The organism is Roseomonas sp. AR75, assembly GCF_005222815.1.
Lineage (GTDB): Bacteria > Pseudomonadota > Alphaproteobacteria > Acetobacterales > Acetobacteraceae > Falsiroseomonas.
In genome coordinates, this window is record NZ_STGB01000001.1 from 1,189,577 (window position 1) to 1,212,768 (window position 23,192).

Here is a 23,192-nt window from a genome sequence, read left to right on the forward strand (position 1 = left end):
TGAGGTCGCTTGGATCGCATCAGCCGGCCCCTGGGGCGGCGCTGACGGCCCTTGCCAGGGTTCGTTATCCACCCCCATAGTAACCTTCATGCAATAAATGGGAGAGTGACGGTCATGCAGGGTTGGTTGCGCGGGCTGGCGGCCGGCGTCTTCGCGCTTGGCCTGGGCTGGGCCGCATCCGCAACGGCGGCGCCGATCACCCGCACCTTCGAGGTGAGGGGCAGCGGCTTCGTGGACGCGTTCGGCGTGGTTTCGCCGGCGCCGATAGACCCGGTCCTGCTGCGCTTCACCGTGACCTTCGACCCGACCATCATCAACACGCCGGACAGCACCGCCGGCATCACGCTGCTGAGTTCGAACCTGCCGCTGGCTTCGGCCATCGGGTGGAAGATGAGTGGCTTCACGCTGTACGTTGGCGGTTCGGCGGGATGCGTTGGCTGCTTCTCGCCCGGCGACAACGACTGGCTGGTGGGCATTGTCGCTCCGGGAAGCGCGGCGCCATCAATCGATGGTACGGAATTTCAGTTTGCAACTGCCGGGACGCCGAACAGCACCTTCTGGTTCCCGCGCGATTCCAGCGTGACCATCGTCGAGGTGCCCGAACCCTCCACCCTCGCCCTGCTCGGCCTCGGCCTGGCGGGCCTCGCCGGCCTGACCCGTCGCCGCGCCACCTGATCGGCGGCGCCGTCACGGCGCCGGCGAAAGCCGGTGCCGCGCCCAGATCGGCGCGATGGCCGGGCGGGCCGCAACGGCCCGGGCCAGCGCCTCGAGCTTCGGGCAGTTGGCCGGCGTCCATTTGCGCCCGCCCATCCAGCGCGACATCACCGCCAGCGGGATATCGGCCGCCGAGAAGCGCGCGCCGAGCAGGAAGGGCGGGTGGCCCTTCAGGCCGGCCTGCTCCTCGACCAGTCGCAGGATGTCGTGGCCCATCTCCTCGGCGCGCTGGCGGATGACGTCGGCGGCCTCGGCCGGCCCGAAGCGCTGCGGATAGTCCCAGCGCGTGACATGCGGATAGAACTCGGCGGCCATCAGCGTCATCCAGCGCAATGCGACCGCGCGTTCGGTGCTACCGGGCGGCGGCAGCAGCGCCGCCTCGGGGTGGCGCTCCGCGAGGGTCACCAGGATGGCCAGGCTCTCGGTCAGCACGGTGCCGTCGGGCAGGATCAGCGTCGGGATGCGGCCCATCGGGTTGATGGCGCGATACTCCGCGCGCAGCTGGTGATCGCCCTCCAGCGGCACCGCGCGCAGCTCTGCCGCCTGCCCGGCCTCGGCCAGCGCCATCTCGACCATCGCCGAGCCGGAGCCGGTATCGCCATAGAGGATATAGGTCATGCGCCGCAGCCTGCCCTGCCCCGCCGGCGCCTGCCCAACGCATTCGCTTGATGCCTGCCGTAAGCCTGCGTGATGCTGCGGCGCAGGAGGGACCATCCCATGCTGCACATCCGCAAGATCGCCACCTGGCGTGAGGAGATCTTCGAGGAACTGGGCACGCTGCCGGATCGTCCCGTGGTGAAGGCGGTCGCTCTGGCTGTCCTGCGCAACCCCTTCGCCGGGCAGCTTGCGGTCGCCGATCTCACCGAACTGCACGCGGCCGGCGCGGCGCTCGGCGCGCGGCTGATGCCGGGGCTTGTGGCGCTGCTCGGCGGGGCGCCCGTCTCCTACGGCAAGGCCGCGCTGGTGGGCGTGGCCGGCGAGGTGGAGCATGGCGGCGCCTGCGTGCATCCGCGGCTCGGCAAGCCGATGCGCGCGGCGGTGGGCGGCGGCGCGGCGCTGATCGGCAGCGTCGTGAAGGTGGGCCATGCCGGCGCGACGCTCGACATCCCGCTCGGCCACAAGGACGACCCCTGGAGCTTCGCGCATTTCGACGCGGTCACCGTCAGCCTGCACGATGCCCCGCGGCCGGACGAGATCCTGGTGGCGATGGCGGTGGCCGATGGCGGAAGGTTGCGCAACCGCTGCGGCGAGGCACCGGCGCGGTAGCGACCGCCCGACCTTGCCAGGCGCGCAAGGCGTGGCCGGAAGGTCGCAGCGTGGCAGCATATTCGACGCATTGCATTCATCGGCCGGCGCGCCTTACCTCCGCGATGCCGGCACGTCCGGCCACTGAGGAGGGTGAAACCATGTCACGTATCGAGACGCCGGCGCCTGCGCCTGCGCAGGCCCAGACGCATGCGGGCGTCGCCACGCTGCTGGACGGGCCGTTCGCGGCCAATCTCGCGCTCGCCGGAATGGCCGCGCAGATCGCGCAGGAGATGATGGACTTCGCCGGGCGCCGGATGCGGGCGCAGATGGACTTCGTCTCGACCATGCCGATGGGCGACGTGAAGGGCATGATGGACGCGCAGGTCCGCTTCCTCGAGCAGGCCTCCCGCGACTACGTGGCGGAGATAGCGCAGGTCACGGACGTGATGCGCAAGGCCGGCGAAGCGCCGCCACGACGCTGACGCAAGGCGTCACGCCCCCCGCGGCGCCGCCTCCGCCGCGGGCGGCGCGCTGCGCCGATAGAGGATATAGGCGCGGCGTTCGAAGGCGCGGACCATCAGGCGGACGGCTTCGTTGAAGACGGTGCCGATGACGGCCTGCAGGAGACGCGACTTGAATTCGAAGTCGACGAAGAAATCGACTTCGGTACCGTTCGGCACCGGGTTGAAGCGCCAGTGGTTGTTCAGGTAGCGGAACGGGCCGTTGAGGTAGCGCACATGGACATGGTGCGGCCGTTCCAGCGTCACCTGGCTGCGGAAGGTCTCGCGGAACATCTTGAAGCCGATGGTGAGGTCCGCGATCACCTCGGACTCGTTGCTGGAGACGACGCGGGCGCCCACGCACCAGGGCAGGAATTCCGGGTAGCGGCGCACATCGGCCACCATGTCGAAAAGCTGCTCCGGCGTGTAGGGCAGCACCTTCTTCTCGGCATGGGTCGGCATCAGGCGGCCTTGAGCGAGGCCTCGCGCGCTGCCTTCAGCGCGGCGAAATCACGGTCGGCGTGGTAGGAGCTGCGCGTCAGGGGCGTCGCCGAGACGAGCAGGAAACCCTTGCCGCGCGCCACCTTGGCGTATTCCTCGAACTCGTCGGGGGTGACGAAGCGGTCCACCGCGGCGTGCTTCACCGTGGGCTGCAGGTATTGGCCGATGGTGAGGAAATCCACCTCCGCGCTGCGCAGATCGTCCATCACCTGCAGCACCTCGATCCGCTTCTCGCCCAGGCCGACCATCAGGCCGGATTTGGTAAAGATGGTGGGATCGAGCTGCTTCACCCGGTCCAGCAGCCGCAACGAATGATAGTAGCGCGCGCCGGGCCGGATGGTGGGATAGAGCGCGGGTACGGTTTCGAGGTTGTGGTTGAAGACGTCGGGGCGGGCGGCGACCACCACCTCCAGCGCGCCGTCCTTGCGCAGGAAGTCGGGCGTCAGGATCTCGATGGTGGTCTCGGGCGCAGCGTCGCGCAGCGCACGGATGGTGCGGGCGAAGTGTTCCGCGCCGCCATCCCGGAGGTCGTCGCGATCCACGCTGGTGACGACGACATGCCGCAGCCCGAGCTTGGCCACGGCATCGGCGACGCGCCGCGGCTCGTCCGCATCAAGCGCCTTGGGGATGCCCGTGGCGACGTTGCAGAAGGAACAGGCGCGCGTGCAGGTCTCGCCCATGATCATCATGGTGGCGTGGCGCTGCGACCAGCATTCCCCGATATTCGGGCAGGCGGCTTCCTCGCAGACCGTGACCAGGCCGTTGGCCCGCATCAGCGCATGCGTCTCGCGATAGACCGGGCTGGTCGGCGCCTTCACCCGGATCCAGGCTGGCTTGCGCTGGATCGGATTGTCGGGGCGGTTGGCCTTCTCCGGGTGCCTGTCGGCGCCCCGGAGCGGCCCCTCACCTTTCCGGTGGTCGATTTCGACGCGCGTGGTCATGGCGAGGATATAGCGATGCCCGAGCCGGACGGCGAGGTCGTCACGGCTTCACCGCGCGCAGGACAAGGGCGAGCGGCAGCCAGGGCTTGTCGGGCCAGGTCCAGAGCCCGTCGGCATCCTGCACGCAGCCCGGGAAGGGCTGCCAGATGAGGCGCGGGTGTTCCTCCAGCCGCTCCATCGCCAGGCCCGCGCCGCGCAGCGCGCCGAGGATGCCGGCGAGGCCGTGCTGGAACTCCACCGTGCGGCTGTTGGCCAGGTGCGCCTCGGGGTCCTGGTAGTCCGTGGGATCGTCGAACTCGATCGGCCCGGTTTCGAAGTAGGAGCAAGCCCAGCCCGGGAAGCCGGGCGCGGCGGTCGCGGGATCGCCCAGGACACGGGCGACCGGATGCATGTCGGCGAAGACGAAGGCGCCGCCGGGCCGGAGCGCGAAGGCGATGCCAGCCGCCCAGCGATCGAGGTCGGGCAGCCAGCAGATGGTGCCCCAGCTGGTGAAGACCAGGTCGAAGGCGCCTGCCTCGTCCGGCAGCGCCGCCGGGACGTCCTGCGCGTCGGCCAGGACGAAGCGCGTGTCGGGGAGGCCGCATTCGGCCGCCAGCGCCGCCGCGGCGTCCAGCGCGGGCGGGCTGAAATCCACGCCGACCACGCGCCGCGCCCCGCGCTGGGCCAGCGCAACGCTGTCCTGCCCAACATGACATTGCAGGTGCAGGACCGAGCGGCCCGCGATGTCGCCGATCGCGGCCTCCACCATCGGGTCGAGCCAGCCGCGGCCCGCGCGGTGCGTCGAAAGGTCGTAGCCGCGCGGGCCGAGATGCGCGGCTGTCCGCTCGTCCCAGTTGGCCTGGTTCAGCCGGCGCCAGCTTGGGGCTACGTCAGATATGGATGACGCGGCCATAGGCATCCAGCACCGCCTCGTGCATCGTCTCCGACACCGTCGGATGCGGGAACACGGTGTGCATGAGCTCGGCCTCGGTCGATTCCAGCGTCCGGGCGATGCCGTAGCCCTGGATCATCTCCGTCACCTCCGGGCCGACCATGTGGGCGCCCAGCAGTTCGCCGGTCTTCGCGTCGAACACCGTCTTCACCAGGCCCTCAGGCTCGCCCATGGCGATGGCCTTGCCGTTGCCGATGAAGGGGAAGCGGCCGACGCGGACCTCATGGCCGAGTTCCTTGGCGCGGGCCTCGGTCAGGCCGACGCTCGCCACCTGCGGGCGGCAATAGGTGCAGCCGGGGATGTTGAGCACGTCCATCGCGTGCGGATGCTTTCCCGCGATCGCCTCGACACAGATGATCGCCTCATGGCTCGCCTTGTGCGCCAGCCAGGGCGGGCCGGTGAGGTCGCCGATGGCATAGACACCGGGCTCGCCGGTGTTGCCGAAGGGGTCGGTAACCACATGCGTGCGGTCCACCTTTACCTTGGTGCCTTCCAGGCCGAGATCCTCGACATTGCCGACGATGCCGACGGCGGAGATCAGCCGGTCGGCCATGATCTCCTGCACCTTGCCGCCGGCCTCGATGATGGCGGTGATGCTGTCGGCGGCCTTCCGCACGCCCTGCACGCGGGCGCCCGTCAGCAGCTTCATGCCCTGCTTGGTGAAGGCCTTGGCGACAAAGGCGGAGATCTCGGCATCCTCCACCGGCAGGATGCGGTCCATCACCTCCACCAGCGTCACCTGGCAGCCCATGTTGAGGTAGAAGCTGGCGAACTCGCTGCCGATGGCGCCGGAGCCGACGACGATCAGCGACTTCGGCATCGCCGTCGGCGTCATCGCCTCGCGATAAGTCCAGATCAGCTTGCCATCCGGCTCCATGCCGGGGATCACGCGCGCCCGCGCGCCGGTGGCGAGCAGGATGTGCTTCGCCGCGATCTCCGCGACCGGTTTGCCGTCCTTGCTGACCGAAAGCTTGCCCGGACCCGCGAGCTTCCCGTGACCATCGAAGACGGTCACCTTGTTCTTCTTCATCAGGTGCTTCACGCCGGCGGAGAGCTGGCCTGCCACGCCGCGGCTGCGCTTGATGACCTTGCCAAAGTCGAAGCGGATGTTGTCCGCGGCGAAGCCGTACTGGTCGAGCGTGTGCAGCAGGTGGTTGATCTCGCTCGCGCGCAGCAGCGCCTTGGTCGGGATGCAGCCCCAGTTGAGGCAGATGCCGCCGAGATTCTCGCGCTCCACCAGCGCCGTCTTCATGCCGAGCTGGCTGGCGCGGATCGCCGCGACATAGCCGCCGGGGCCGCCACCGACCACGACGATATCGAAATTCTCGGCCATGGCGTTCTTATCCTTGCCGTGCGGCCAGCGCGTTTAGCGCCTCGCCGGTGAGTTGCTGCAGCGTCCAGCCCGCGCGCGGCTTGGCGCCAAGGCTGCGGTAGAAGGCGATGGAGGGCGCGTTCCAGTCCAGCACGGACCATTCCATGCGCCCGCACCCCTGTGCCAGCGCGCGGGAGGCAAGATGGGCGAAGATCGCCTTGCCAATCCCCCTGCCCCGCGCCTCCGGGTTCACGAAGACGTCCTCGACGTAGAGCGAGGGGCGGCCGAGGAAGGTCGAGAAGCTGTAATACCAGACGGCGAAGCCGACCGGCTCCTCGTTCCAGCGCGCGATCAGCGCTTCGGCGCGGCGGGGTTCCTCGAACAGGAACGTCGCGAGCGTTGCCTCATCGGCGTGGACCTCGTGCGACAGCTTCTCGTACTCGGCGAGCGCGCGGATGAAGTGCAGGACGAGTGGCAGATCGGCGCGGGTGGCGTCGCGCAGCAAGAGGCTCATGGCGCGCAGGCCCCCACCCAACCCTCGCCCGCACGGCGGGGAAGCGCTGCTTCTCCCTCCCCCTCCGTGCGGGGGAGGGTCGGGGTGGGGGCCGCGACCACCTCGGCTGTCCGCGCCCTACAGCATCAGGCTGAGCGGGTTCTCGACGATGCGCTTGAACTCGGCGATCCACTCCGCCGCCAGCGCACCGTCCACGATGCGGTGATCCACGGAAAGCGTGCAGGTCATCACGGTCGCGATGGCCAGCGCGCCATCCTTCACCACCGGCCGCTGCTGCCCGGCGGACACCGCGAGGATGCCGGCCTGCGGCGGGTTGATGATGGCGGAGAAGTCGCTGACGCCGTACATCCCCATGTTGGAGATGCTGAAGCCGCCGCCCTGGAACTCCTCGGGCTTCAGCTTGCCGGCCTTCGCGCGCGCGGCGAGGTCCTTCATCTCGTTGCTGATCGCCGCCAGGCCCTTCTGGTCGGCCTTGCGGATGATCGGGGTAATCAGTCCGTCGGGGATGCTGACGGCCACCGAGACGTCCACATCGTCGTAAAGAATGGCCGCCTCATCGGTCCAGGAAGCGTTGACCTTCGGGATCCGCCGCAGCGTCACGGCCGCCGCCTTGATCACCATGTCGTTTACCGAGAGCTTGAACGCCCCGGCGCCATCCTTCGGCGAGGTCGCGTTGAGCTGGCTGCGCAGCTTCAGCAGCGCGTCCAGTTCGATATCCATGGTGACGTAGAAATGCGGGATCGTCGCCTTGGATTCCGACAGGCGCCGCGCGATGACCTTGCGCATCGTGCTGTGCGGCACCGCCTGGTGCGGCGCGGTAATCGCGGCGGCGGGCGCGGCCGGCTTCGGTGCGGGTGCCGGTGCGGCGGCGGCCTGCGGAGCAGAAGCGGCCTTCGGCGCCGGCCCCTTGGCCAACGCGGCTTCGACGTCCGACTTCACGATCCGCCCGTTGGGACCGGACCCGGCAATCGCGGACAGGTCCATGCCCGCCTGCTGCGCCATCCGCCTGGCCAGCGGCGAGGCCACCACGCGATCACCCGGCGCCGTCTTCGGCGGATCGGGCTGCGGGTTGAAGCCCTGTGCCGCACCCGGCGCGGGCGCGGCCGGCGCCGTGGTCGGCGCGGGCGCGGGTTCCGTCTTGGGCGTGGCCGGCGCAGGGGCAGGCTTCGCCGCCGGCGTCGCGTCGGCCTTCTCACCCGGCTCGACGAGCACGGCGATCACGTCGTTGACCTTCACGCTCGCGGTGCCGTCCGGCACCACGATCTTGCCGAGGATGCCTTCATCCACGGCTTCCACTTCCATCGTCGCCTTGTCGGTCTCGATCTCCGCGATGATGTCGCCGGCCTTGACCTGCTCGCCTTCCTTCTTCAGCCAGCGCGCGAGCGTGCCCTCTGTCATCGTCGGCGAGAGCGCGGGCATGAGGATGTTGGTCGCCATCGGCCTGCGCTCCTACTTGTAGGTGACTTTGCGCACGGCCTCGACAACCTGCTCCAGCCGCGGCAGGGCAAGCTTCTCGAGATTCGCGGCATAGGGCATCGGCACGTCTTCGCCGCAGACCCGCACCGGCGGCGCGTCGAGGTCGTCGAAGCAATGCTCCATCACCTGCATCGCGATCTCCGATCCGATGCCGGCGAAGGGCCAGCCTTCCTCCACCGTGACGATGCGGTTGGTCTTCCGCACGCTGCGCGCGATGGTCGCGATGTCGAGCGGGCGGATGGTGCGGAGGTTGACGACTTCCGCGCTGATCCCCTGCGCCGCCAGCGCCTCGGCCGCCTGCATGCAGAGGCCGACCGTGATGGAGAAGCTGACCAACGTCACGTCGGTCCCTTCCCGCTCCACCTTCGCCTGGCCGATCGGCAGGATGAAGTCATCCGCCGTCGGGCATTCGAAGCTGTGGCCGTAGAGGATCTCGTTCTCCAGGAAGATCACCGGGTTCGGGTCGCGGATCGCGGCCCGCAGAAGGCCCTTCGCATCCGCCGCCGACCAGGGTGCGATCACCTTCAGCCCGGGGATATGCGCGTACCAGGATGCGTATTCCTGGCTGTGCTGCGCGGCCACGCGCGCCGCCGCGCCGTTCGGTCCGCGGAACACGATGGGGCAGCCGAGTTGGCCGCCGGACATGTAGAGCGTCTTGGCAGCGGAATTGATGATGTGGTCCATGGCCTGCATCGAGAAGTTGAAGGTCATGAACTCCACGATCGGACGCAGCCCGGTGAAGGCCGCGCCCACCGCCATGCCGGTGAAGCCGTGCTCCGTGATCGGCATGTCGATCACGCGCTTCGGGCCGAACTCCTCCAGCAGGCCCTGGCTGATCTTGTAGGCGCCCTGATACTGCGCGACTTCCTCGCCCATCAGGAACACGTTGGCGTCGGCGCGCATCTCCGCGGCCATCGCATCGCGCAGCGCCTCGCGCACGGTGATCGGCTTGGTCGGGCCCCAATCCTTCTCCGGCGCCGCGGCAGCCGGCTGGGCGGGGATGCTGGCAGCGCCTTCCTTCTTCGCCGCACCGGCGGCCGCGACGGCGCCACGGTCCTCGGCCTTCGGCGTGGGCGCCGCGGGCTGCGGTGCCGGCGCGGCCCCGGCGCCGCCATCAAGCTCCGCGATCGGCGTATTGACCGCGACGGCCTCGGTGCCCTCCGGCACCAGGATCGAGGTCAGCGTGCCCTCGTCCACCGCTTCCACTTCCATCGTGGCCTTGTCGGTCTCGATCTCGGCGATCACGTCGCCGGCCTTGATGGTGTCGCCCTGCTTCTTGAGCCAGCGGGCGAGCTTGCCCTCCGTCATCGTGGGCGACAGCGCGGGCATCAGGATCTGCGTCATGGCTCAGCGCGCCTCGATCAGCACGTCGGTGAACAGCTCGGCCTCGTCCGGCTCCGGCGAGGTCTGCGCGAAATCAGCGCTGTCCTGCACGATCGCCTTCACCTCGTCGTCGATCACCTTCAGCTCGGCCTCGGTGACACCATAGGTTTCCAGCAGCAGCTTGCGCGCGGTCTCGATGCAGTCGTTCTGCTCACGCATCTTCTGCACCTCCTCCCGCGTCCGGTATTTCGCGGGGTCGGACATGGAGTGGCCGCGGTAGCGATAGGTCTTCATCTCCAGCAGATACGGCCCGTTGCCGGCGCGGCAATGCGCCACGGCGCGCTCACCGGCTTCCTTCACGGCGGTCACGTCCATGCCGTTCACCTGCTCGCCCGGAATGCCCCAGGGCGCGCCGTTCTTCGACAGGTCCTTGGAGGCGGAGGCGCGCTCCACGCTGGTGCCCATGCCGTATTTGTTGTTCTCGATGACGAAGATGACCGGCAGCTTGAACAGCGCCGCCAGGTTCTTGCTCTCGTAGACCTGACCCTGGTTGGACGCGCCCTCGCCGAAATAGGTCATCGCGACGTTGTCGTTGCCGCGGTACCAGTTCGCGAAAGCGAGGCCGGTGCCGAGCGGCACCTGCGCGCCGACGATGCCATGCCCGCCGAAGAAGCCCTTCTCTCGGCTGAACATGTGCATCGAGCCGCCCTTGCCCTTGGAGTAACCGCCGATGCGCCCGGTCAGCTCCGCCATCACGCCGCGCGCCTCCATGCCAGTGGCCAGCATGTGACCATGGTCGCGGTAGGAGGTGATCACCTGGTCGCCGGGCTTGGTGCACATGGTGAGGCCCACCACAACCGCTTCCTGGCCGATATACAGGTGGCAGAAGCCGCCGATCAGGCCCATGCCATAGAGCTGCCCGGCCTTCTCCTCGAAGCGGCGGATCAGCAGCATGTCGCGGTAGGCGTTGAGGAGCTGTTCCCGGCTCATCGCCGGCTCCTTCGCGCCCTTGCCGCGCGGCTTGCGGGTGGCGGCTTCGGCCATGCGGCTTTCCTCCTTGGCGAGCTCAGCATTCCGGCATCTACGCGGCCCGGCCACGCCGTGCAAGTTTCGGCACCGGGAGAATTCCGTTATTGTGCAACGCAATAGCCGAATTAACTCGACAGCAGTTAATCGTCATTTCGGCGTTGCACGGTGCGCATGACACCGTTCCGCAGACCGGGCTGTGGTTGCCCAACGGCCAAAGAAAAAGGGGCGCCGGAGCGCCCCTCATCCCATGCCGGCTTGCCGCCCCTCGTCAGAACAGGCGGTTCTCCGGGCCGTAGGGAACGACGATCTCGTTGCGCCCGACCATGTTGAGCAACTGGCGCGCCCGTTCCTCGAGCTGGTCTCGGTCGAGGCGCTCGCCGCGCAGGCCGTTCACGCGGCGCTCCATGGAGGTCAGTTCGGCCATCACCCGCTCCTGCTCGATGCGGGCGTCGGCGATCTCCTGGTCGCGCTGCTCCATCGCCACGAGGCCACGCTCGCCATGCACCGCGTGCCAGGCGAAATAGCCGCAGCAGGCGATGAAAAGCAGCGGCAGCATTGCCGCGCGCGACCATCGTCCCAAACCCGCAAGCACCCCCCGGCGCTCGGCAACCACCTCATCCTCGAACACGGATCGAGCCCCCCAGCCCGCAGGCGGCCGCAGCGATCCCCTCACCGCGCGGCACGGCCGCAGAGAATCAGACGGCGCGCGAAGTGTCCAGCGGAAACCGCGGATTCGACAGGATGTTCCGCAGCCGTCAGGCGCCGGATGCGGCGATCGCTGCGGCCTCGGTGGGATGGATGCTGATCAGGCTGTCGAAGCCGGCGGTGGTCAGCACCTCGGTGACCATTGGCTGCGCCGCGCCGATCTGCAGGTCACCGCCATGCGTCTGCAGCAGCCGCGCCAGCCGCAGGATCACCCGCAGGCCGGCGCTGCTGACGAAATCGAGCTTCGCCAGATTGAGCACCACCTGGCGCGCATCGCTGATGCCGATCGCATCCATGCGGTCGCCGACCTCGCCGGCCGTGCGGGAATCGAGCCGGCCCGCAAGGTCGATGACGAGGACCTTGCCGACCTCCCTGGTGGCAATCTGCATCGCTGGCTCCGGAGGGGAAGGTTGCGCCCGCCGGAAGCCTAGTGGGCCGACGATCCGGCCGTCAAACGAAGCCTCAGCGCCGCACCGCCAGCCTGCCGCCATAGCGCGCCGCGGGGCCGAGCTGCTGCTCGATGCGGATGAGCTGGTTGTACTTCGCCGTGCGGTCGGAGCGCGACAGCGAGCCGGTCTTGATCTGCCCGCAATTGGTGGCCACGGCCAGGTCGGCGATGGTCGCATCCTCGGTCTCGCCGGAGCGGTGCGACATCACGCAGCGGTAGCCGGCGCGCTGCGCCACCTCCATCGCCTCCAGCGTCTCGGTCAGGGTGCCGATCTGGTTGACCTTCACCAGGATGGCGTTGGCCGTGCCGGTCTCGATGCCGCGGCGCAGGCGCTCGGTGTTGGTCACGAACAGGTCGTCGCCGACCAGGTTCACCTTGGCGCCGAGCTTGTCCGTCAGCAGCTTCCAGCCGGCCCAGTCGTCCTCGGCCATGCCATCCTCGATGGAGACGATCGGCCACTTCGCGACCAGCGCAGCGAGGTAGTCCGCCATGCCAGCGGAATCCAGGCTCTTGCCCTCGCCTTCCAGCCTGTAGAGCCCGTCATGGAAGAATTCCGTGGCGGCGCAGTCCAGCGCGAGGACGATGTCCTCGCCCATGCGGTGGCCGGCCTTCTCGGCGGCCTTGGCGATGAAGCCCAGCGCCTCGTCGGCCGAGCCGATATTGGGGGCGAAGCCGCCCTCGTCGCCGACATTGGTGTTGTGGCCGGCGTCGTGCAGCGCCTTCTTGAGCTGCGCGAAGATCTCGGAGCCGATGCGCACGGCGTCCGCGACCGTGCCGGCGGCGACCGGCATGATCATGAATTCCTGGATGTCGATCGGGTTGTCCGCGTGCTTGCCGCCATTGATGATGTTCATCATCGGCACCGGCAGGGTGCGGGCGAAGACGCCGCCGACATAGCGATAGAGCGGCTGGCCGAGATCGGCCGCCGCGGCCTTGGCGGTGGCGAGGGAGACGGCGAGGATGGCATTGGCGCCGAGCCGCGCCTTGTTCGGCGTGCCGTCCAGTTCCAGCATGGTCTCGTCGATCTTCACCTGCTCGGTCGGGTCCATGCCGCCGATGGCGTCGAAGATCTCGCCCTCGACATTGGCGCAGGCCTTGAGCACGCCCTTGCCGCCGTAGCGGGCCTTGTCGCCGTCCCGCAACTCCACCGCCTCATGCGCGCCGGTGGAGGCGCCGGAGGGGACGATGGCGCGGGCGCGAATGCCGGTGTCGAGCACCACCTCGGCCTCGACGGTGGGGTTGCCGCGGGAATCCAGGACTTCGCGGGCGATGATGTCGGCGATGGCGGCCATGTTCGGGCTCCGGCGGTGCGTGCCGCGCGCTTAACGCCGGTGGGGCGGGCGGGCAAGGGTTGGGGGACGGCGCAGGGCGGGCAGGTCGGTCGCGCCCCCACCCCGACCCTCCCCCGCTTCGCGGGAGAGGGAGCTACGCCACCGTCGCGTGCCGCGCCGCGAGGTCCGCGGCCGATAGCCCCACGCGCTCCATCAGCCGCGCCACGATCAGGTCGCAGAACAGCCAGAGGGCGATCTCGTATTGCCCGCCCATCGGCAGCACGGAGTCCCCCTCCCAGACCTGCGCCGGGATCCGCCAGACGAGATCCGCGGCATCCAACGCGGCGCCGCTCTCCGCCGCGGTGAACACGGCTCCTCTCGCCCCCAGGGTCGCCGCATGCCGGAGAAACGCTGTCGCGCTCGGCAGGTCGCCGCGGCTGGCATTGGTCACCAGCAGGTCGCCTTGGCGCAGCGGCGGCGTGGTGACGCCCGGCAGCCAATGCGCATCCAGGCCGAGATGACCCAGCCGCATCGCGAAGCCCATCAGCGCGAAGCCGGTGCGGCCGGCGCCCCAGACCAGCACGCGCGGCGCGGCGGCGATCGCCTCGACGGCGCCGTCCAGCGTTCCCGGCGCAAGCCGGGCGAAGACCGCCGCCTGCTCGGCCAGGATCGGCGCCACCTGCTGCGCGGGCGTCATGCGGTGGCACCGTGCAGCACGCCGCGCGCCAGGAACAGCGCGGTCACCTCCTCCACCGCGGCGATGAAACGCGGGTCGCGGCGGGCGGCGAGGCCGCGAGGACGCGGCAGGTCCACCTGCAGCAGCCGCTCGATCCGGCCGGGCCGCGGCGACATGACGGCGACGCGGTCGGCCAGCAGCACCGCCTCGTCCACGCTGTGGGTGATGAACAGCACCGTCTTGCGGCTGCGCATCCACAGCGCCTCGAGGTCGAGGCGCATCTGCTCCCGTGTCAGCGCGTCCAGCGCGCCGAAGGGCTCGTCCATCAGCAGCAGCGGCGGGTCGTGCAGCAGCGCGCGCGCGATCGAGGCCCGCTGGCGCATGCCGCCCGAGAGCTCATGCGGGTAGCGATCCGCGAAGTCTTCCAGCCCCACCTGGCGCAGCAGCGCCAGGGCGCGGTCGCGGAAGGCGGCTTCGCTCAGGCCGCGGATGCCGGCCTGGAACAGCACGTTGCCGAGCACGTCGCGCCAATCGAGCAGCACCGGCTGCTGGAACACGATGCCGAGTTCCGTCACCGGCCCGGCAACCTCCCGGCCGAAGACCCGCACCTCGCCGGAGGAGGCGGGCATCAGCCCCGCCACCAGACGCAGCAGCGTGGACTTCCCGCAACCGGAAGGACCGACGACGGCCAGGAACTCGCCCTCCGGCACATCGAGGTCCATCGCCTCCAGCGCCAGCGTCTCGCCCTGACGGGTGCGGAACCGCTTGGACACGCCCGCGAGATGGATGCCGCCCGCGCCCTTCGCTTCACCCACAATGCCCGCCCTTGACTGCCCGTGCTTGCGAAGAACACTGTTCCAGCGAAGGGCGCGCTTCAAGGGCAGCGCCAGGGCGGGGGAAGCAAGGGGCATGGGCCAGGCGTCGCGCCAGTGGATCGCGCGGGCGCGCATCGCCGCCGCCTTCATCGGCTTCCTGCTGGTCTGGGAAGTCGCGGTGCATGCCTTCGCGATGCCCGAATACATCCTGCCTGCGCCAAGCCGCATCTTTGCCGATGGCGTCCAGCGCTGGCGCTCGCTGGGCGAGGCGGCGCTGTTCACCGTGCAGCCGATGGTGCTGGGCTTCGTGCTGGCGGTGGTGCTGGGGGTCGCCATCGCGCTCGGCATCGCCTTCTCCGACACGGCGCGGCAGACGGCCTACCCGCTGCTGGTCTTCCTGCAGATCGTGCCGAAGATCGCGGTGGCGCCGCTGTTCATCATCTGGTTCGGCTTCGGGCTGATGCCGAAGGTGCTGCTCGTGTTCCTGCTCTCCTTCTTCCCCGTTGTGGTCAGCGCGCTGCAGGCCTTCCGCAGCCTCGAGGCGGAGGTGGCGGAGCTGCTGCGGTCCTCCGGCGCGACGCGCTGGCGCGCCTTCCGCATGGTGCAGTTGCCGGCCGCGCTGCCGGTGCTGTTCGGCGGCTTCAAGGTGGCCGCGGCGCTTGCGGCGACGGCGGCCGTGGTCGCGGAGTTCGTCGCGTCGGATCGCGGGCTTGGCTATCTGCTGCTGGAATACAACGGCAATCTGGACACGCCGATGAGCTTCGCGGCGATCTTCGTGCTGACGGCGCTGGGCCTGTCGCTCTACGGTCTGGTGGAACTGGCGGAACGCCTCGCGGTGCCCTGGCATGTTTCGCGCCGGCGTGCCGAGGGCGAGGTCGCAGGGTTGTAGGAGGAAACGAAGGATGCTTCGCAGGCTGTTCCTGGCGCTCTGCGCCACCGCCGCTATGGCCGCGCCGGCGGCGGCGCAGGACCGCGTGACCTTCCGGCTGAACTGGCTGATCTACGGCTTCCACACGCCCTTCTACCTGGGCGTGGAGCGCGGCTATTACCGCGAGGCCGGCATCGACCTGACCATCGGCGAGGGCCAGGGCTCGGCGCGCGCGGTGCAGCTCGTCGCCTCCGGCGGCGACATGTTCGGGCTATCCGACGGCGCCTCCATCATCAACGGCGTGGCGCGTGGCGCGCCGGTGCAGGCGGTGATGGGCATCATGAACAAGTCGCCCTTCGCGGTGATCGTGCGTGCCGATTCGGGCATCCGCACCATCCGTGACCTCGCCGGCAAGACCATCGCGGCGACCACCGGCGAGGCCGGGCTGGTGATGTTCCCGGCGATGCTGCGCACCAACAACATGCCGGCCGATGCCGTGCGCTTCCTGCGCGTGGACGGCGCGGGCAAGCTGGTGGCGACGCTGGAGAACCGCACCGTCGGCATGCTCGGCGGCGTAGAGAACCAGGCGCTGATCCTGCCACAGCGCGGCCTGCCGGTGCATTCCATCCTCTATGCCGACAACGGCGCCAACACGATGGGGCTGGCGATCCACGCCACGCGCGACACCATCCAGCGCAATCCCGACCTGGTGCGCCGCTTCGTGCGCGCGACGCAGCGTTCCTTCGAAGCCGGCATGAACGAGCCGGAGGCGGCGATCGCGGCGGGGCTGCGCGTGAAGCCGGACATGGACCGCGACCTGGCGCTGGCGCAGCTTCGCGCCGGGCTGCAGCTGGTGCGCTCGGCGCATGGCGCGAACCGGCCGATCGGCTGGATGGCGCCGCAGGATTGGAGCGAGACGCTGACCCTGATGCGCGAGTTCCAGGAACTGCGCACGGAACTGCCGGCAGACGCCTTCTACAGCAACGCTTTCCTGCCGCAGTGACCGACCGGGCCGAGGAGGCCGCCAGCCGCCTGCCGAAGGCGGGCGAGGCCGCGAACGCGGCCCGCGGCACGTGCCGCGCAGCCGAGCCGGCGCAGGCGGGCGCCGGCGACTGAGGTGCCCATGAGACGCGGCGTCGCGGTCGTCACCGGCGGCGCGGGCGGGATCGGCCGCGCCGTCGCGCAGCGGCTGACGCGCGACGGCTACCGCGTGGCGTCCTGGGACCTCTCCGTGAAGGCGCCGGACGCCGCGCTGGCGCTCGCCGTGGACGTCACGGACGAGGACGCCACGCGGCACGCGGCGCAGGAAACCTGCGCGAAGCTCGGGCCGATCCGCGCTCTGGTGATCAATGCCGGCATTCTCGGCCCGGTCGCACGCGCCTGGGAGGTGCCACTGGCCGAGACGCGGCGCGTGCTGGAGACGAACCTGCTTTCGGGCTTCGCCACGACCGGCGCAGTGATCCCGGCGATGCTGCGCAATCCCCTGCCCGACCGCGGCCGCATCGTGCTGATGGGCTCGGCCGTGGGCAAGGAAGGCAGCGCGCTGGCAGGCGCCTATGCGGCCTCCAAGGCGGGGCTGATGGCGCTGGCGAAGGTGCTCGGCAAGGAACTGGCCACCGAGGGCATCCTGGTGAACGCCATCGCGCCCACGGTGGTGCGCACGCCGATGGAAGCCACGCTTGATCCGGCGCAGCGCGCCGACAAGCTGCGCCGCATCCCGATGGGGCGCTTCGCGGAAGCGGAGGAAGTCGCCGCCATGGTGAGCTTCCTCTGTGGCCCCGATTGCAGCTTCTCCACCGGCGCGGTGTTCGATCTCTCGGGTGGCCGCTTGCATGATTGAGGGACGCGCGAAAAATGCTCGCAGGTGAAGCCGCGGTGGCGATCTGGAACGGCGTGACGCCGGAAGGACGGGCGGAGTTCTACGCCTGGCACTTGCATGAGCACATGGCCGAGCGCGTCGGCATCCCCGGCTTCCGCCGCGGACGCCGCTTCATCGCCCTGGACGGCATGACGCGCCCGGAATTCTTCACGCTCTACGAAGCCGACACGATGCAGGTGCTGCAGGGGCAGGACTACGCCAACCGCCTGAACGCGCCCTCCGCCTGGACGAAGCGCGCCACGCAGGGCTTCAGGGACACCTCCCGCGGCCTGGCGCGGGTGGTGGCGAGCCACGGCGTCGGCCCGGGCGGCGTGATGCTGACGCTGCGCTTCGATGCGCCGCCCTCGGCCATCCCCGCCGTCTCCGCGCTCGTCGCGCAGGCCGCGACGGCTGCGCGCGTCACGGGCGCGCATCTGCTGATCACCGACGACGCGGCCTCCAACGAGGACAGCGCCGAGAAGCGGGGGCGCAACGACATCACCCCGCCACCGGCCTGGATCATCCTGGCCGAAGCGACGGATGCCGAGGCGCTGGCGCCGCTGTTCCCGGAAGCGGCGTTGCGCGCCGCCGGCGCCCTCGCCGCGCCGCTGCGCGGCACCTACCGGCTCGAATTCATGCGCCTGAAGACAAGCTGGGGCACCTGACGGCGCGCTACAGCGACCGTCGCGTATCCCACACCGCGGCGCGGCCGCGCAGCAGCGGGCGGCCCTGCAGGTCGCAGGGCTCCACCCGGCTGCGCGACACCGCCACCGCCCGCACCATGTCCGCGTCCTTGGCGCGGCTGTAGCCGGCGAACTTGATGTCGAGCGAGCCGTCGGGGTTCACGCGCATCACGCGGCCCCAGTCGCCCGCATAGGCGGTGACGAGCGGGCCGTCCTCGTCGCGCTTCAGGCGGACAAGGTCGCCCTGCTCGTAGAAGTAGATGTCGTCGCCGTCATGGCCGGTCATTACGCGCATGACGCCAGTTAGCCGGGGCGGGCTTGCGGAAGTGTAAAGCCCTTAGCGCTTGCCGAGGCCGCCGCCGGCCAGCAGCGTGCCGGCCAGTCCCACGGCAAGCCCGGCGGTGACGCCGAGGGAGCCGAACAGGTAGCCCGCGATCACCACCAGCACCACAGTCGCGGCCAGGCCGTAGCCGAAGCGCCGCAGGCGGGATTTCTCGTTCATCGTGGCCTCCGTCAGACCAGCCGCGCCTGGCGGACCGCGGCGCCGATGAAGCCGCGGAACAGCGGGTGCGGATCGAAGGGCTTCGACTTCAGCTCCGGGTGGAACTGCACACCGATGAACCAGGGATGGTCCGGCCGCTCCACGATCTCCGGCAGCGCGCCATCGGGCGACATTCCGGAGAAGCGCAGCCCCACCTCCTCCAGCCGGTCCTTGTAGTTGACGTTCACCTCGTAGCGGTGGCGGTGCCGCTCATGGATCTCGGCGGCGCCGTCATAGACCTCGCGCACCAGGGATTCCTCGGCCAGCCGCGCGGGAAAGGCGCCGAGCCGCATCGTGCCGCCGAGATCGCCATCGGCCGCGCGCCGCTCCACCAGATTGCCGCGGGTCCATTCGGTCAGCAGGCCAACCACCGGCTCGGCGCAGGGGCCGAACTCGGTGGAGGAGGCGCCCTTCAGCCCGGCCTGGTTCCGTGCCGCCTCGATCACCGCCATCTGCATGCCGAAGCAGATGCCGAAGAAGGGCACGCGGCGTTCGCGCGCGAAGCGCACCGCCTCGATCTTGCCCTCGGTGCCGCGCTCGCCGAAGCCGCCGGGCACCAGGATGCCGTTGACCTTCTCCAGCCGCGCGACAGCGGCCTCGTCATCCTCGAAGATCTGGCTGTCCACCCAGTCCAGGCGGACCTTCACGTTGTGCGCGATGCCGCCATGGGTCAGCGCCTCGGCCAGTGACTTGTACGCGTCGAGCAGGTTCGTATACTTGCCGACCACGGCGATGGTCACTTCGCCCTCGGGCGCGCGGATGCGGTCCACGATGCGCTGCCAGCGCCCCATCTCCGGCTCGCCATAGATCGAAAGCCCGAAATGGCGAAGGACTTCGCGGTCCAGCCCTTCCTCGTGATAGCTGATCGGCACGGCGTAGATGCTGCTGGCGTCGTAGGCAGGGATCACGCTTTCCGGCCGCACGTTGCAGAACAGCGCGATCTTGCGCCGCTCGTTTTCCGGGATCGGGCGGTCGCAGCGGCAGAGCAGGATCTGCGGCTGGATGCCGACGCCGAGCAGTTCCTTCACGCTGTGCTGGGTGGGCTTGGTCTTCAGCTCCCCGGCGGAGGGGATGTAGGGCACCAGGGTCAGGTGGACGAACAGGCTGCGGGTGGGGCCGAGTTCGTTGGCAAGCTGGCGGATCGCTTCCAGGAACGGCAGCGACTCGATGTCGCCCACGGTGCCGCCGACCTCGACGATGACGAAGTCATAGCCCTCGGTCTCGGCCTGGATGACTTCCTTGATCTTGTCGGTGATGTGCGGAATCACCTGCACGGTCCCGCCGAGGTAGTGGCCCCGCCGTTCCGCCGCGATCACGTCGGAATAGATGCGCCCCGTGGTCCAGTTGTCGGCCTTGGTCGCATGCACGCCGGTGAAGCGCTCGTAGTGGCCGAGGTCGAGGTCGGTCTCCGCCCCGTCATCGGTGACGTAGACCTCGCCATGCTGGTACGGGCTCATCGTGCCCGGATCGACGTTGAGATAGGGGTCGAGCTTGCGCAGGCGGACCTTGTAGCCGCGCGCCTGCAACAGCGCCCCGAGGGAAGCAGCCGCGATGCCCTTGCCAAGCGAGGAGACCACGCCGCCGGTCACGAATACGAACCGCGTCATGGACGGCCCTCATACCCTGCCGGAGGAGTCGGGCAAACCCTTGGTGATCGTTGCCGGAGGGCAGCGGCCATGCGGCCGGCGCGGGCCGGCCCTTCTTGATCTCAGTTCGTCGGTACTGCCGGCACGGTCGGCAGCCCGGGCGCCGGAGCCAGCGGCGCGCTCGCCGGGGCATCGGTCGGAGCGTCGAGGATCGAGCCGCGGGGCGCCTGACCCCTGCCGATCATGGCCAGCACCAGGGCCAGGACCATGAAGGCGGTGCCCAGGATCGCGGTGGTGCGGGTGAGCAGATTGGCCGTGCCGCGCCCGCTCATGAAGGAGCCCATGCCCTGGGAGGAGCCCACGCCGAGCCCTCCACCCTCGCTGCGCTGGACCAGGATGACCCCGATCATGGCAAGGGTGACGAGCAGGAACAGGACGAGCAGCACGGTGTTCATGGCGGGCGGTATCTAGCTTGGGCAGGACCGGATTGCCAGGGCCAGCCTCAACCGGCCGCCCGGGCGATCGCCAGGAAGTCCGCCGCGACCAGGCTGGCGCCGCCGACCAGTCCACCATCCACATTCGGCAGGGCGAGGATCGCCTTCGCGTTTCCGGGCTTCATGGAGCCGCCATAGAGGATCCGCATCCCCTGCCCCGCCGCGCCGAAGCGTGCCGCCAGCCGGGCGCGGATCACGTCATGGATGGCGGCGATGTCGGCTTCCGTGGGCGTGCGGCCCGTGCCGATGGCCCAGACCGGCTCATAGGCCACCACCCCGGCGAAGCCGTCGGGCAGACTTTCGGCAAGCTGGCGCTCCACCACCGCCTCGGCCTGGCCGGCCAGGCGCTCGGCCTCGGTCTCGCCCACGCAGACGATGGGGATGAGGCCGGCAGCGGCCGCCGCCTCCGCCTTGGCGCGGACCGCGGCGTCGGTCTCGGCGTGATCCGTCCGGCGCTCGGAATGGCCGAGGATGACGAAGGCGGCGCCGGCATCCTTCAGCATGGGCGCAGCGACATCGCCGGTATGGGCGCCCTTGGCCGCCGCATGGCAGTCCTGGCCACCCACCGCAACCGGCGAACCGGCGAGCGCCGCCGCCACGGAGGCGACATGCAGGAAGGTCGGGCAGACCAGCAGGTCGGCGGGCAGCCCGGCGGCGCCCTCCCGCACGGCAGTCGCCAGCGCGGCGGCCTCGGCCATGCTGCCATGCATCTTCCAGTTGCCGGCGATCAGCGGCCTCACGCCCGGGGTCATGCGCGCCCTCTCCCTTGCCCGGCTCCGGCTAGCAACGCCGGCCCGGGCTGGCAACGGGCGGGCCTCTGCGCTACGCCCCGATCATGATCACCTGGTTCCGCAACCTCGCGAAGTCCTGGGTCGCGAAGGTCCTTTTCGTCCTGCTGATCCTGTCCTTCGGGATCTGGGGCATCGAGGACGTCGTGCGCAATTTCTGGCGCGAGACCGCCGTGGTCCGCATGAACGGCGCGGAGATCGAGGTGCCACAGGCGCAGATGGCGGCGCGGCGCGAGCTGCAGCGCCTGCAGCGCCAGCTCGGCCCGACCTTCGAGCCCGACGCGGCGGTGCGGGAGGCGATCGCCCGCCAGGCGATCGAGACCCTGATCCAGGAGAATGCCCAGCGGATCGAGGCGCAGCGCCTCGGCCTCTCGACGCCCGATGATCAGGTCGCCGCCTATGTCCGCGGCATCCCGAGCTTCCAGATGGGCGGCCAGTTCAGCAGGTCCATCCTGGACCAGTTCCTCCGGCAGAACGACATGACCGAGGGGCAGTTCCTGCAGCTCGTGCGCGACGACCTGCAACGCATGCAGCTTGTCGGCGCGGTGCGCGCCGGCGCGGCCGCCCCCGGCTCCCTCGCGCAAGCCCTGTTCGAATGGGAACGGGAGCGGCGCGTGGCCCAGGTCGCGGAACTCACCCTGCTCGACGCGCCCGAACCGGAGCCGCCGACCGAGGCCCAACTCGAGCGTTTCCACGCGAACAACCCCGACCTCTTCTCCACGCCGGAACTGCGCGAGGTGTTCCTCGGCGTGCTCTCGGCCGAGACGCTGCTGGACCAGGTGGAGGTGAGCGAGGAGGAATTGCGCGCCGCGTTCGAGGCGCGGCGCGGGCAGTTCGAGACGGCGGAGCGCCGCACGCTGCAGCAGGCGCTGCTGCCGACACAGGAGGCCGCGCAGCGCATCGCCGAGGCTTGGCGGCAGGGCGCCGATTTCGCCGCGATCGAGCGCGAGGCGCAGGCAGCAGGCGGATCGGCCGTCGCGCTCGGCGCCGTCGCGCGTGCCGACCTGCCGGTGCCGGAGCTTGCCGCCGCCGCCTTCGACACGCCGCAGGGCGGCGTCTCCGCGCCGGTGCAGACCGCCTTCGGCTGGCACGTGCTGCGCGTCGAGAGCATCGCGCCCGGCACCACCGTCACGCTGGAACAGGTCAGCGACCGGCTGCGCCAGGAGATCGCGCTGGAAAAGGCCGCCGACCTCGCCTTCGACCGCGCAAACCGGGTGGAGGACGCCCTGGCCGGCGGGGCGAGCCTGGCCGAAGCCGGGCAGCGTTTCGGCATGCAGGTGACCCCGCTCACCCTGGATGCCGAGGGCCGCGACGCGGAGGGTGCGCCGGTGCCGCTGCCCGTCCCCGCCGCCGGCCGCGCGGAGACGCTGCGCGCCATCTTCACCGCGCAGCTGGGCAATGCGCCGCGGCTGCAGGAATTGCGCCAAGCCGATGCGTTCGTTGCCGTGGAGCTGCGCGGCGTGATCCCCCCGGCGCTGAAGCCCTTCGCCAGCATCGAGCCGGAGGTGCGGCTCGCCTTCATCAACGACGCCAAGCGCCGGACCCAGGAGGAGCGCGCCGCCGCCCTGCTGGCCGCGGTGCGCGGCGGGCAGACCCTGGAGGAGGCGGCGCGCGCCGCCGGCATCGCGTCCGACAGGCTTGGGCCCTTCGGTCGCCGGCCGGAGCCCGGCACGCCAGGGCTGACCGTTCCGCCGGAGCTTCTCGGCCCGCTCTTCGCCGCGACCCTCAACGAGGCGACGATGGTGCCGACGCGGGACGGCTTCGCGGTGGCGCAGTTGCTGGAGATCGTGAAGCCCGACGCAGGCGCCGAGGCCGAAGCGCTGACCAATGCGCGTCGCAACGCCCAGGCGCAGGCGGCGGAGGACCTGGAGGCGCAATTCGCCGCGGCGCTGCGGGCACGGGCGGATCCGCGCATCAGCCCCACGCTGATGCAGCAGGTCGTGCCGTGATCTTGGGGCGGAAAGGGGAGC

27 protein-coding genes are annotated in these 23,192 nt (G+C 69.9%); 8 read left to right on the top strand and 19 right to left on the bottom strand.

What is annotated here, in order from left to right; translation table 11 throughout:
* Positions 1-114 precede the first annotated feature (114 nt).
* Positions 115-675 (top strand): PEP-CTERM sorting domain-containing protein, encoded by a 561-nt coding sequence (locus E4T13_RS05595; RefSeq protein WP_137177717.1) that lies wholly within the window; start codon positions 115-117, stop codon positions 673-675.
* Between the two features lie 12 nt (positions 676-687).
* Here E4T13_RS05595 and E4T13_RS05600 read toward each other — a convergent pair whose 3' ends face one another.
* On the bottom strand, positions 688-1,332 hold the full coding sequence (locus tag E4T13_RS05600; RefSeq protein WP_137177216.1) for a glutathione S-transferase family protein: 645 nt from the start codon (positions 1,330-1,332) through the stop codon (positions 688-690).
* A 99-nt stretch (positions 1,333-1,431) separates the two neighbouring features.
* Between E4T13_RS05600 and E4T13_RS05605 the strand changes: the two genes are divergently transcribed.
* Positions 1,432-1,980, top strand: a complete 549-nt coding sequence (locus E4T13_RS05605; protein WP_137177217.1) for an amino acid synthesis family protein — start codon at positions 1,432-1,434, stop codon at positions 1,978-1,980.
* 140 nt (positions 1,981-2,120) lie between these two features.
* Positions 2,121-2,444, top strand: coding sequence for a phasin family protein (locus tag E4T13_RS05610; protein ID WP_137177218.1), 324 nt, complete (start codon positions 2,121-2,123; stop codon positions 2,442-2,444).
* A 9-nt stretch (positions 2,445-2,453) separates the two neighbouring features.
* On the opposite strand, the gene E4T13_RS05615 is transcribed toward E4T13_RS05610, so the two are convergent.
* The 13 genes from E4T13_RS05615 to E4T13_RS05675 form a co-directional block, all read right to left on the bottom strand.
* Positions 2,454-2,924, bottom strand: coding sequence for a type II toxin-antitoxin system RatA family toxin (locus E4T13_RS05615; protein WP_137177219.1), 471 nt, complete (start codon positions 2,922-2,924; stop codon positions 2,454-2,456).
* On the bottom strand, positions 2,924-3,904 hold the full coding sequence (gene lipA / locus E4T13_RS05620) for a lipoyl synthase (protein WP_137177220.1): 981 nt from the start codon (positions 3,902-3,904) through the stop codon (positions 2,924-2,926). Before lipA ends, E4T13_RS05615 begins: the two co-directional genes overlap by 1 nt.
* A gap of 40 nt (positions 3,905-3,944) precedes the next feature.
* On the bottom strand, positions 3,945-4,796 hold the full coding sequence (locus E4T13_RS05625) for a bifunctional 2-polyprenyl-6-hydroxyphenol methylase/3-demethylubiquinol 3-O-methyltransferase UbiG (RefSeq protein WP_170984821.1): 852 nt from the start codon (positions 4,794-4,796) through the stop codon (positions 3,945-3,947).
* Positions 4,774-6,168, bottom strand: coding sequence for a dihydrolipoyl dehydrogenase (lpdA, locus tag E4T13_RS05630; protein WP_137177222.1), 1,395 nt, complete (start codon positions 6,166-6,168; stop codon positions 4,774-4,776). The genes E4T13_RS05625 and lpdA overlap by 23 nt, the downstream gene beginning before the upstream one ends.
* Before the next feature lie 7 nt (positions 6,169-6,175).
* A complete protein-coding gene (locus tag E4T13_RS05635; protein ID WP_137177223.1) occupies positions 6,176-6,661 on the bottom strand; it encodes a GNAT family N-acetyltransferase in 486 nt (161 codons plus the stop codon).
* A 117-nt stretch (positions 6,662-6,778) separates the two neighbouring features.
* Positions 6,779-8,098: a pyruvate dehydrogenase complex dihydrolipoamide acetyltransferase gene (locus E4T13_RS05640; protein ID WP_137177224.1), complete on the bottom strand. Its 1,320-nt coding sequence runs from the start codon at positions 8,096-8,098 to the stop codon at positions 6,779-6,781.
* Between the two features lie 12 nt (positions 8,099-8,110).
* Positions 8,111-9,481, bottom strand: coding sequence for a pyruvate dehydrogenase complex E1 component subunit beta (locus E4T13_RS05645; RefSeq protein WP_137177225.1), 1,371 nt, complete (start codon positions 9,479-9,481; stop codon positions 8,111-8,113).
* Between the two features lie 3 nt (positions 9,482-9,484).
* Positions 9,485-10,504: a pyruvate dehydrogenase (acetyl-transferring) E1 component subunit alpha gene (gene pdhA / locus E4T13_RS05650; protein WP_137177226.1), complete on the bottom strand. Its 1,020-nt coding sequence runs from the start codon at positions 10,502-10,504 to the stop codon at positions 9,485-9,487.
* Between the two features lie 253 nt (positions 10,505-10,757).
* Entirely contained in the window at positions 10,758-11,045 is a 288-nt protein-coding gene (locus tag E4T13_RS05655) for a septum formation initiator family protein (RefSeq protein WP_137177227.1), read from the bottom strand.
* A gap of 199 nt (positions 11,046-11,244) precedes the next feature.
* Positions 11,245-11,583 carry an STAS domain-containing protein gene (locus E4T13_RS05660; RefSeq protein WP_170984822.1) on the bottom strand — a complete coding sequence of 113 codons (339 nt, stop codon included), beginning with the start codon at positions 11,581-11,583 and terminating at the stop codon, positions 11,245-11,247.
* Positions 11,584-11,656: 73 nt separating this feature from the next.
* Positions 11,657-12,934: a phosphopyruvate hydratase gene (eno, locus tag E4T13_RS05665; protein WP_137177229.1), complete on the bottom strand. Its 1,278-nt coding sequence runs from the start codon at positions 12,932-12,934 to the stop codon at positions 11,657-11,659.
* Positions 12,935-13,067: 133 nt separating this feature from the next.
* The gene (locus E4T13_RS05670) at positions 13,068-13,610 is read right to left on the bottom strand and encodes a 6-phospho-3-hexuloisomerase (protein WP_137177230.1); all 543 of its coding nucleotides are present in this window, start codon (positions 13,608-13,610) and stop codon (positions 13,068-13,070) included.
* The gene (locus E4T13_RS05675) at positions 13,607-14,404 is read right to left on the bottom strand and encodes an ABC transporter ATP-binding protein (protein ID WP_206030073.1); all 798 of its coding nucleotides are present in this window, start codon (positions 14,402-14,404) and stop codon (positions 13,607-13,609) included. The genes E4T13_RS05670 and E4T13_RS05675 overlap by 4 nt, the downstream gene beginning before the upstream one ends.
* A gap of 94 nt (positions 14,405-14,498) precedes the next feature.
* On the opposite strand from E4T13_RS05675, the gene E4T13_RS05680 reads away from it, so the two are divergent.
* The 4 genes from E4T13_RS05680 (at position 14,499) to E4T13_RS05695 (ending at position 17,795) form a co-directional block, all read left to right on the top strand.
* Complete coding sequence (locus tag E4T13_RS05680; RefSeq protein WP_137177232.1) at positions 14,499-15,293, top strand: ABC transporter permease; 795 nt, start codon at positions 14,499-14,501, stop codon at positions 15,291-15,293.
* A gap of 13 nt (positions 15,294-15,306) precedes the next feature.
* Complete coding sequence (locus E4T13_RS05685; RefSeq protein WP_170984823.1) at positions 15,307-16,275, top strand: ABC transporter substrate-binding protein; 969 nt, start codon at positions 15,307-15,309, stop codon at positions 16,273-16,275.
* 120 nt (positions 16,276-16,395) lie between these two features.
* A complete protein-coding gene (locus E4T13_RS05690; protein ID WP_137177234.1) occupies positions 16,396-17,112 on the top strand; it encodes an SDR family NAD(P)-dependent oxidoreductase in 717 nt (238 codons plus the stop codon).
* Between the two features lie 14 nt (positions 17,113-17,126).
* A complete protein-coding gene (locus E4T13_RS05695; RefSeq protein ID WP_137177235.1) occupies positions 17,127-17,795 on the top strand; it encodes a hypothetical protein in 669 nt (222 codons plus the stop codon).
* Positions 17,796-17,802: 7 nt separating this feature from the next.
* Here E4T13_RS05695 and E4T13_RS05700 read toward each other — a convergent pair whose 3' ends face one another.
* The 5 genes from E4T13_RS05700 to tpiA all read right to left on the bottom strand — a co-directional run bounded on the left by E4T13_RS05700 (position 17,803) and on the right by tpiA (position 21,174).
* On the bottom strand, positions 17,803-18,099 hold the full coding sequence (locus E4T13_RS05700) for a hypothetical protein (RefSeq protein ID WP_137177236.1): 297 nt from the start codon (positions 18,097-18,099) through the stop codon (positions 17,803-17,805).
* Between the two features lie 51 nt (positions 18,100-18,150).
* A complete protein-coding gene (locus E4T13_RS29775) occupies positions 18,151-18,315 on the bottom strand; it encodes a hypothetical protein (protein WP_170984824.1) in 165 nt (54 codons plus the stop codon).
* An 11-nt stretch (positions 18,316-18,326) separates the two neighbouring features.
* Positions 18,327-19,961, bottom strand: a complete 1,635-nt coding sequence (locus E4T13_RS05705; protein ID WP_137177237.1) for a CTP synthase — start codon at positions 19,959-19,961, stop codon at positions 18,327-18,329.
* A gap of 101 nt (positions 19,962-20,062) precedes the next feature.
* Positions 20,063-20,395, bottom strand: a complete 333-nt coding sequence (gene secG, locus E4T13_RS05710; RefSeq protein ID WP_137177238.1) for a preprotein translocase subunit SecG — start codon at positions 20,393-20,395, stop codon at positions 20,063-20,065.
* A gap of 47 nt (positions 20,396-20,442) precedes the next feature.
* Complete coding sequence (tpiA, locus tag E4T13_RS05715) at positions 20,443-21,174, bottom strand: triose-phosphate isomerase (RefSeq protein ID WP_206030112.1); 732 nt, start codon at positions 21,172-21,174, stop codon at positions 20,443-20,445.
* Between the two features lie 95 nt (positions 21,175-21,269).
* On the opposite strand from tpiA, the gene E4T13_RS05720 reads away from it, so the two are divergent.
* The gene (locus tag E4T13_RS05720; RefSeq protein WP_137177240.1) at positions 21,270-23,171 is read left to right on the top strand and encodes a peptidylprolyl isomerase; all 1,902 of its coding nucleotides are present in this window, start codon (positions 21,270-21,272) and stop codon (positions 23,169-23,171) included.
* The last annotated feature ends 21 nt before the right edge of the window (positions 23,172-23,192 follow it).

Excerpts from the sequence above, each read along its gene's own strand:
- E4T13_RS05625 (WP_170984821.1), bottom strand. The coding sequence starts at position 4,796 with ATGGCCGCGTCATCCATATCTGACGTAGCCCCAAGCTGGCGCCGGCTG.
- E4T13_RS05700 (WP_137177236.1), bottom strand. The coding sequence starts at position 18,099 with ATGACCGGCCATGACGGCGACGACATCTACTTCTACGAGCAGGGCGAC.
- E4T13_RS05655 (WP_137177227.1), bottom strand. The coding sequence starts at position 11,045 with ATGCTGCCGCTGCTTTTCATCGCCTGCTGCGGCTATTTCGCCTGGCAC.
- secG (WP_137177238.1), bottom strand. The coding sequence starts at position 20,395 with ATGAACACCGTGCTGCTCGTCCTGTTCCTGCTCGTCACCCTTGCCATG.
- E4T13_RS05705 (WP_137177237.1), bottom strand. The coding sequence starts at position 19,961 with ATGACGCGGTTCGTATTCGTGACCGGCGGCGTGGTCTCCTCGCTTGGC.
- E4T13_RS05610 (WP_137177218.1), top strand. The coding sequence starts at position 2,121 with ATGTCACGTATCGAGACGCCGGCGCCTGCGCCTGCGCAGGCCCAGACG.
- E4T13_RS05600 (WP_137177216.1), bottom strand. The coding sequence starts at position 1,332 with ATGACCTATATCCTCTATGGCGATACCGGCTCCGGCTCGGCGATGGTC.
- E4T13_RS05690 (WP_137177234.1), top strand. The coding sequence starts at position 16,396 with ATGAGACGCGGCGTCGCGGTCGTCACCGGCGGCGCGGGCGGGATCGGC.
- E4T13_RS05615 (WP_137177219.1), bottom strand. The coding sequence starts at position 2,924 with ATGCCGACCCATGCCGAGAAGAAGGTGCTGCCCTACACGCCGGAGCAG.
- E4T13_RS05670 (WP_137177230.1), bottom strand. The coding sequence starts at position 13,610 with ATGACGCCCGCGCAGCAGGTGGCGCCGATCCTGGCCGAGCAGGCGGCG.
- E4T13_RS05640 (WP_137177224.1), bottom strand. The coding sequence starts at position 8,098 with ATGGCGACCAACATCCTCATGCCCGCGCTCTCGCCGACGATGACAGAG.
- E4T13_RS05605 (WP_137177217.1), top strand. The coding sequence starts at position 1,432 with ATGCTGCACATCCGCAAGATCGCCACCTGGCGTGAGGAGATCTTCGAG.
- E4T13_RS29775 (WP_170984824.1), bottom strand. The coding sequence starts at position 18,315 with ATGAACGAGAAATCCCGCCTGCGGCGCTTCGGCTACGGCCTGGCCGCG.
- lipA (WP_137177220.1), bottom strand. The coding sequence starts at position 3,904 with ATGACCACGCGCGTCGAAATCGACCACCGGAAAGGTGAGGGGCCGCTC.
- E4T13_RS05685 (WP_170984823.1), top strand. The coding sequence starts at position 15,307 with ATGCTTCGCAGGCTGTTCCTGGCGCTCTGCGCCACCGCCGCTATGGCC.
- E4T13_RS05595 (WP_137177717.1), top strand. The coding sequence starts at position 115 with ATGCAGGGTTGGTTGCGCGGGCTGGCGGCCGGCGTCTTCGCGCTTGGC.
- E4T13_RS05635 (WP_137177223.1), bottom strand. The coding sequence starts at position 6,661 with ATGAGCCTCTTGCTGCGCGACGCCACCCGCGCCGATCTGCCACTCGTC.
- pdhA (WP_137177226.1), bottom strand. The coding sequence starts at position 10,504 with ATGGCCGAAGCCGCCACCCGCAAGCCGCGCGGCAAGGGCGCGAAGGAG.
- E4T13_RS05645 (WP_137177225.1), bottom strand. The coding sequence starts at position 9,481 with ATGACGCAGATCCTGATGCCCGCGCTGTCGCCCACGATGACGGAGGGC.
- E4T13_RS05720 (WP_137177240.1), top strand. The coding sequence starts at position 21,270 with ATGATCACCTGGTTCCGCAACCTCGCGAAGTCCTGGGTCGCGAAGGTC.
- E4T13_RS05680 (WP_137177232.1), top strand. The coding sequence starts at position 14,499 with ATGGGCCAGGCGTCGCGCCAGTGGATCGCGCGGGCGCGCATCGCCGCC.
- lpdA (WP_137177222.1), bottom strand. The coding sequence starts at position 6,168 with ATGGCCGAGAATTTCGATATCGTCGTGGTCGGTGGCGGCCCCGGCGGC.
- E4T13_RS05695 (WP_137177235.1), top strand. The coding sequence starts at position 17,127 with ATGCTCGCAGGTGAAGCCGCGGTGGCGATCTGGAACGGCGTGACGCCG.
- E4T13_RS05660 (WP_170984822.1), bottom strand. The coding sequence starts at position 11,583 with ATGCAGATTGCCACCAGGGAGGTCGGCAAGGTCCTCGTCATCGACCTT.
- eno (WP_137177229.1), bottom strand. The coding sequence starts at position 12,934 with ATGGCCGCCATCGCCGACATCATCGCCCGCGAAGTCCTGGATTCCCGC.